This is a genomic window from Nonomuraea sp. K271, from assembly GCF_009908215.1.
GTDB lineage: Bacteria > Actinomycetota > Actinomycetes > Streptosporangiales > Streptosporangiaceae > Nonomuraea > Nonomuraea longispora.
The window spans coordinates 1-7107 of the sequence record NZ_JAAAHR010000274.1 but is presented as its reverse complement, the minus strand read 5'-3'; the positions used below and the strand labels follow the sequence as shown (position 1 = coordinate 7107).

At 71.0% G+C, this 7107-nt stretch carries 4 protein-coding genes and 1 pseudogene; 3 read left to right on the top strand and 2 right to left on the bottom strand.

The window, feature by feature from the left end; genetic code table 11:
- A partial coding sequence (locus GUY59_RS45155; protein ID WP_330849306.1) for an EsaB/YukD family protein occupies positions 1–578 on the bottom strand: 578 nt, incomplete at its 3' end.
- 104 nt (positions 579–682) lie between these two features.
- On the opposite strand from GUY59_RS45155, the gene eccCa reads away from it, so the two are divergent.
- From eccCa to GUY59_RS45140, 3 genes are read left to right on the top strand one after another with little or no spacing between them, the layout of a single operon-like run.
- Positions 683–4669, top strand: coding sequence for a type VII secretion protein EccCa (eccCa, locus tag GUY59_RS45150; protein ID WP_138208429.1), 3987 nt, complete (start codon positions 683–685; stop codon positions 4667–4669).
- 1 nt (position 4670) lies between these two features.
- Positions 4671–4955 (top strand): hypothetical protein, encoded by a 285-nt coding sequence (locus GUY59_RS45145; protein ID WP_138208430.1) that lies wholly within the window; start codon positions 4671–4673, stop codon positions 4953–4955.
- Complete coding sequence (locus tag GUY59_RS45140; RefSeq protein ID WP_138208431.1) at positions 4952–6028, top strand: transglycosylase SLT domain-containing protein; 1077 nt, start codon at positions 4952–4954, stop codon at positions 6026–6028. The genes GUY59_RS45145 and GUY59_RS45140 overlap by 4 nt, the downstream gene beginning before the upstream one ends.
- 42 nt (positions 6029–6070) lie before the next feature.
- On the opposite strand, the pseudogene GUY59_RS45135 reads toward GUY59_RS45140, so the two are convergent.
- A pseudogene (locus GUY59_RS45135) lies at positions 6071–7107 on the bottom strand (serine/threonine protein kinase); the annotation flags it as partial.

Sequence of the window (7107 nt, the reverse complement as noted above, 5' to 3'; positions counted from 1 at the left end):
GCGCCGGCCCCGGAGTCGCCGACCGCCCTCGACACGGCCACCCCCACCCCCACGAGGAGCAGCGCCAGCGCGCCCGCCACGATCGCGGTGAGCAGCGGGTTCAGGCCGCCGAACGCCAGCACCGCCGCCCCCGCGGCGAGCAGGCCGCAGGCGACACCCCCGCCCAGCATGCGCGTGTGGGCGCCGTCCCACTTGCCCTTGCCCTCGCGCACGCCGGTGGCCACCACGTCGGCGACGTCGTCGAAGCGCGCGGGCGGCAACGCCACCTCGCGCGGTCGCAGGTAGAGAATCTCTCCGTCGAGCACGCCCAGCGCGCCGAGACTCTGCCCGAGATCGAACGGCGCGCCACCGAGCCGCTGCAGCGTCCAGCCCGGACCGGCGGCGGCCTCACCGCCCAGCTCTCCCATGGCGCGCAGCAGTCCGGGAAGGACGTGCGGCAGCGGGATGTCGGCAGGCAGCGCCAGATCGGCCCGCTTGCGCGGCCCGACCACGGTGACGTGGCACAACGGAGGAAGCGGGGCGGGTATCTGGTGCAGACCGCCCTGTTGTGCGAACGGGATTTCCGCCAGAGATGTCACGGGAACCAACATATCCAGCGTAAGTTGACTCCGACCCCAACTCGGACGTTTGCCGCATCTGGTAAGAAGGGACATCCGCAGGAACAGAAGGGCCTGTCACAAGGGTGAGCATCGTCGTTGTCCGGCGCCCGGAGCGCCGCCCGAGCCCGAAGCCTCCGCGTGGTGAGATCCTCCTGGAGCCACCGCCGGAGATCCCCGAGGTCCAGTCGCAAGGCATGATGGCCGTGCTGACCTGGCTGCCGATGGTGGCCGGCGCGGCGGCGATGGGCCTGATGTTCACCGCCGGCGGCACCCGCGCCAACCCCATCATGTACGTCGCCAGCGGCCTGTTCGCCTTCTCCATGGTCGGCATGACCCTCGGGCAGATCGGCCGCCAGGCGGGCGAGCGCAAGAACCGCCTCAACGGCGCCCGCCGCGACTACTTCCGCTACCTCGCCCAGATCCGCAAGAAGGTGCGCAGGGCCGCCATCCAGCAGCGCGAGGCCCTCGAATGGAGCGGACCGGCCCCCGACACGCTTTGGTGGACCGCCATGGGTCCCAGGTTGTGGGAGCGCCGCCCCCGTGACGACGACTTCAGCACCGTACGCCTGGGCACCGGCATCCAGAAGCTGGCCGTCCAGCTCATCCCGCCGGACTCCAAACCGGTCGAGGACCTGGACGCGCTCACCGCCGGCGCGCTGCGCAGGTTCATCCGCACGCACTCGACGGTCTCGCAGCTGCCCGTCGCCGTGGCGCTGCACTCGTTCGCCAGGATCAAGTTCGACGGCGACCTCCCGATGGTCCGTGACCTGGTCAGGGCGATGGTGGCGCAGATGGTGGTGTTCCACTCGCCGGACGACATGCGGATCATGGTGTGCGCGAGCAAGCAGTGGATGAGCCACTGGGAGTGGGTCAAGTGGCTGCCGCACGCGCTGCATCCCGACGAGACCGACGGCGCGGGCCAGGTCAGGCTCATGGCCGAGAACCTGGCCCAGCTCGACCAACTGCTCGGCGGCGAACTCAAGGAGCGGGCCAGGTTCCGGCCAGGGGCGTCGCCGGACGCGCTGCCGTACCACGTGCTCATCCTGGACGGTGGGCACGTGCCGCAGGACTCGCAGCTCGGCGCGGACGCCATCGACGGCGTCACCGTCATCGACCTGTCCGACTCGGCCGGCGTGGTCGAGGAGCGCAGCACGCTGCGGCTGCGCATCAACCAAGAGGGCTTCCACATGGTCAAGATCGACCATGCGGGCAAGGAGAGCACCAACCGGCTCGGCGACCCCGACGCGCTCGACTACCTCAGGGCCGAAGGGCTGGCCCGCCAGCTCGCCCCGCTGCGGGCCTCCACGGCCACCGGCAGCGAGGCGCAGGACGTGCTGGCCACCAACACGACACTGACCGACCTGCTCGGCGTCGGCGACCCCACCCGGCTCGATCCCGCACACAGCTGGCGGCCGCGCGCGGGCAGGAACCGGCTGCGCGTCCCGATCGGGCTGGGCGCAGACGGGCGGCTGGTCGAGCTGGACATCAAGGAGTCGGCACAGGGCGGCATGGGGCCGCACGGCCTGGTCATCGGCGCGACCGGCTCCGGCAAGTCGGAGCTGCTGCGCACGCTGGTGCTGGGCCTGGCCGTCACACACTCCTCGGAGATCCTCAACTTCGTGCTCGTCGACTTCAAGGGCGGCGCGACCTTCCTCGGCCTCGACAGCCTCTCGCACGTCTCCGCGGTCATCACCAACCTGGAGGACGAGCTGCCGCTCGTCGACCGCATGCACGACGCACTCCACGGCGAGATGGTCCGCAGGCAGGAGCTGCTGCGCGCGGCCGGCAACTACGCCTCCCTGCGCGACTACGAACGCGCCCGCGAGCAGGGCGCAAACCTGCAGCCGATGCCCACGCTGTTCGTGGTCCTCGACGAGTTCAGCGAGCTGCTGACGGCCAAGCCCGAGTTCATCGACCTGTTCGTCATGATCGGCCGGCTGGGCCGGTCGCTGGGCGTGCACCTGCTGCTGGCCTCGCAGCGACTGGAGGAGGGGCGGCTGCGCGGGCTCGACACGCACCTGTCGTACCGGATCGGCCTGCGGACGTTCTCCGCCATGGAGAGCCGCGTGGTGCTGGGCGTCGCCGACGCCTACGAGCTGCCGTCGGCGCCGGGCAACGCCTACCTGAAGTTCGACACGACCGGGATGACGCGGTTCAAGGCCGCGTACGTGTCCGGCCCGTACCAGGCCGACCGCCGGCAGGTGGCCTCGCCCGACGGCTCGGTCCCTATCAGGGAGGTCGTCGAGTACAGCACCGAGTTCGTGCCCGTCCCCCTCGTCGACGAGCCGCAGGATGCCGAACCCGCCCCTGAGGAGGACAACTCCTCGCAGGAGACCCTGCTCGACATCGTCGTCGAACGCCTGGCCGGGCACGGGCCCCCCGCGCACCGCATCTGGCTTCCGCCGCTGGAGGAGCCGCCCACGCTGGCCCACCTGCTACCGCCGCTGTCGATCAGTCCCGAGCTGGGGCTGACGACGCCCGGCTGGCCGGGCCGTGGCCGGTTGCAGGCCGTGGCGGGTGTCATCGACCGGCCGTTCGAGCAGCGGCGGGACCCGTACTGGCTGGATCTGTCCGGCGCTGCGGGACACGTGGGCGTGGCCGGCGGGCCGCAGAGCGGCAAAAGCACGGCGCTGCGCACGCTCATCGCCAGCATGGCCCTCACGCACACGCCCGCCGAGGTGCAGTTCTACTGCCTCGACTTCGGCGGCGGCGCGCTGGCCTCGCTGGAGGGGCTGCCGCACGTCGGCGGCGTGGCCAGCAGGCTCGACGGCGAGCGGGTACGCCGTACGGTGGCCGAGATCGCGTCGGTGCTGCAGCAGCGGGAGCGGGAGTTCACCGAGAAGGGCATCGACTCGATGGCGACCTACCGCAGGCGCCTGGCCGAGGGCTCCGTGCAACCCGACGGCTGGGGCGACATCTTCCTCGTGGTGGACGGCTGGCTGACGATCAGGCAGGACTTCGAGGCGCTCGAACCGATGATCACCGACCTGGCGGCGCGCGGGCTCGGCTACGGCATCCACGTGATCGCCGCGACCAACAAGTGGTCGGAGTTCCGGCCCGGCATCCGTGACCTGTTCGGCACCCGGCTCGAACTGAAGCTCGGCGACGCGTACGAGTCCGAGATCAACAGGAAGAAGTCGCTGGCCGTCCCGGAGGGCGTGCCAGGGCGCGGGTTGACCAGGGACGGGCTGCACTTCCTCAGCGCGCTGCCGCGGATCGACGGCGTGCAGGACCCCGAGGACCTGTCCGCCGGGGTGGATGCCCTGGTGCGCGCGGTCAGGGAGTCCTGGCGCGGCCGGCCCGCGAAGCGGGTCAGGCTGCTGCCCTCGATGTTGCCCGCCGCCTCGCTGCCCGGAGTCGAGGAGACCGGCAAGAACCGCATCGCCATCGGCGTGGACGAGGCGACGCTCTCCCCCGTGCTGCTCGACTTCGAGGCCGACCCGCACTTCGTCGTCGTGGGCGACACCGAGAGCGGCAAGTCGAACCTGCTGAAGGTGATCGCCGAGAACGTCGTGGCCAGGAACACCCCGAGCGAGGCCATGCTGATCGTCATCGACTACCGGCGGTCACTGCTCGACACCGCCGTCAGCGAGAACCGCATCGGCTACGCCGCCTCCGCCTCGGCAGCGAAGGAGCTCATCGACGACGCGCGCAACGCGCTGCTCAAGCGGCTCCCGCCGGCGAACCTGACGCCCGACCAGCTGCGGGCGCGCGACTGGTGGAAGGGCTCCGACCTCTACATCGTGGTAGACGACTACGAGCTGGTGGCCACGTCGAGCAACCCGCTGGCGCCGCTGGCCGAGCTGCTGCCGCAGGCCCGCGACATCGGCCTGCACCTGATCCTCGCGCGGGCGATGGGCGGCCTCGGCCGGGCGATGTTCGACCCCATGATCCAGCGGGTCAAGGACCTGGCGAGCCCCGCGGTGGTGCTCTCCGGTAGCAAGGACGAGGGTTTCCTGTTCGGCAACGTCCGGGCGCAGCCGCAGCCGCCCGGACGTGGCTTCTTCGTGGACAGACGGCTGGGCGCGCGGCTGACGCAGACAGCGATCTGGCCACCGGCGGAGGACTGACATGGCAGGACTTGACATCCATTTCGACGCGCTCGACGACTGCCGCACGTCGGCCAGGACGGTCGCCGGCAAGTTCCTCGACCTGGCCGAAGCCTACCCCCATGAGCGACCCGACTCGACGATCTTCGGCCGGCTGAGCGACTCGTCGGCGCTGGCGGACGCCGTGCGCGACGTGGAGCTGGCGGCCGACAGCGAGTTCGGCAAGGCCAAGAGCTTGGTGAGCGGCGTCGAACGAGCGCTCGACCTGGTGCAGGACAACGTACGGAGAGCGAACAACCCCGGATGAGTGCCCCCGAAGGAATCCGCAGCCTGCCCAACGGTAACCAGCTGGCGAACATGGCCGACAAGGTGAACGGCGACCCGGAGTCCATCCGCGGCATCGCCCGGCGCTGGCGCTCGGCCGCCGGCAAGGTGCTCGGCAACACGGGTTCGCTCGGGGCCGCCGTGGCCACGGTCGACCTGGCCTGGGAAGGCGGCTCGGCGGACGCGTTCGTGACGTACATGCGCGACTACGGCAAAGCGGGACAGGACCTGAATGACGCGCTGATCGACTGCGCGTCGTCACTGGACAGCGCCGCCAACGCGCTGGAGTCGTCCAAGCGCAGGGTGAACGGCATCTGCGACCGGCTGCTGACGCGCGCGAACACGTACCGGGACAACCACCCGGACGCCGAGCAGGCGGACCTCGACCGGGAGATCGGCGCCATGGTCACCGAGGCGATCGAGGAGGCGCGCACGCCGGTGCGCGAGGCCAAGGAGGCGGTCACCGGGGCGAAGGACGACATCGCCAGGTACCTGAGCGAGCGCACCAACACGTTCGCGAAGATTCATCCGGCCGGGGAGCAGGAGTTCACGCCCGGGCCGGGGCACAAGCTCGACTGGCAGCGCACCGAGAGCTACACGGCGCAGAGCGCCACCGGCGGGACCGGCGGCAGCCCCATGACGCCCGGCGGGTACGGCCCCAGCGGCCTGCCTCCGGCGGGCGGCGGCCCGGCGCCCACGGGCCGGGTCAAGGAGTGGATCGAGCAGGCCATCGAGATCCTGCGCGAGCACGGCTATCCGGTCGACAAGATGAACCCCAACGACATCTGGATGATCATCCAGCACGAGTCGGGCGGCAACCCGCACGCGATCAACCTGTGGGACTCCAACGCCTCCGCGGGCCATCCGTCGAAGGGCCTGATGCAGACCATCGACCCGACCTTCAACGCCCACTCGCTGGCCGGGCACAAGGACATCTACAACCCGGTGGACAACATCATCGCGGGCGTGCGCTACGCGATCGACCGCTACGGCTCGGTGTCCGCGGTGCCCGGCGTCGTCGGGATGAAGACCGGCGAGGGTTACCGCGGCTACTGAGCTCCGGCCGCCCGCACGCGCGGGCGGCCGGGTGATCGTCCGCTACCCGCAGTTGGCCCAGTCGGCGCTGGTGCTGCCGTGGGAGGTGCTGCCGGAGTAGCGCACGCATTTGCCCTTGGCGGACAGCTTGACCGGGCCCGCGTAATATTCGAAGTTGCCCGAGTCGGTCTTGCTGCTGCCGCCCTTGACCTCCAGCGTGGCGCTGACCTTCGTGGACTTGCCGACGTCGGCGCCGGACTTGAGGGTGACCACGCAGTTCTGCCCGGCGCTGTTGCTCCACAGCTGGTACGTCGTGCCGCCCTCGAACGAGCTGCTGCGCTGCACTGCGTACCCGCTGCCGCACACCTGGGTGGCGGTGTAAGGGTTCTTTTTCGCCACCGGCTTGGCGCTCGACTTCGTGGGCTTCGGCTCCTCCGGGGCCTTCGTCGGGGCCTTTGTCGGGGCCTTCGTCTTGGTCGGCTCCGGCTCCGGCGTGGGCTCCTGGGTGGGCTCCTGGGTCGGCTTCTGCGTCGCGGACTTGCTGGGCGTCGGGGTCGGCGTGGCCGTACGGCTCGGGCGGACGGTCCTGGTCACCGTGGCCCTCGGCTTCGGCGTCTTCCTGGGCGTGGTGGCCGTCGGGGCGGCGGTCGTGACCGTGGGGACGGGCACCGGCTGCGTGGTGACCTGCGGCGGCGTCGGCACGCTCGTGAGCACCGGGACCTCCGTCGGGGCCGCGGTCGTGGCGTCGGTCGGGAGGGTCATCGGGCCCACGCCGTTCTCATCGGGGCTCGGCGTCGAGGTGGCCCAGGGCGCGGTCACCTCGGCCCGCGGCTGGGTGGGCACGACGGACGCGGACCCCGCGGAGGAGGACACCTCGCCCGGCGCCGGCTCGTCGCTCGCCGCGGCGATCGGCGAGAACGACACGTTGGCGGAGTAGTGGCTCGCGCCCCACAGCCCGAGGCCCGACAGCAGCACGACGGCGGTCACGCTGGCCACCAGGCCGATGGGGAACGGCTTGCGCTGCTGGTCGCCGGCCTGACGGGGCCCGGTGGGCGGCTGCCAGTTCTGCTGCTGGTCCTGCGGCGGGGGCTGGTGGCCAG

Coding starts and splice junctions, on each gene's coding strand:
- GUY59_RS45145 (WP_138208430.1), top strand. CDS start 4,671: ATGGCAGGACTTGACATCCATTTCGACGCGCTCGACGACTGCCGCACG.
- GUY59_RS45140 (WP_138208431.1), top strand. CDS start 4,952: ATGAGTGCCCCCGAAGGAATCCGCAGCCTGCCCAACGGTAACCAGCTG.